Genomic DNA, 249 nt, shown 5'->3' with positions numbered 1-249 from the left:
AGACTTGGCCAAGTCGATCCCGAGTGTTGTAATTTCCATGTGGTCGGTTCCTTCCGTAGCTGGTTCCAAACAGCACCAGCTTGGCACATCGCGATGCCGTTCGGGTGGAGCCGTCCACACCATCAGACCTCACATTGGACAAGCTCATTCTGAAGGAGGCGGCACGGGGAAACTTCTGAGCCCCGCTCGTCGTCGAGCCTGTATCGACCTGATCCGCAGCGAGATGAAGGTATCGGAGCGTCGGATCTG

General features: G+C 57.4%; 1 pseudogene. It reads left to right on the top strand.

Features of this window, described 5'->3' with window-relative positions:
* Positions 1–122 precede the first annotated feature (122 nt).
* Positions 123–249, top strand: a pseudogene (locus tag EU800_RS26655) (IS3 family transposase); the annotation flags it as partial.

The organism is Tropicimonas sp. IMCC6043, assembly GCF_004146235.1.
Classification (GTDB): domain Bacteria; phylum Pseudomonadota; class Alphaproteobacteria; order Rhodobacterales; family Rhodobacteraceae; genus Tropicimonas.
Note: the sequence above shows the minus strand (reverse complement) of the source record. Positions and strands in the feature narration are given on the sequence as shown.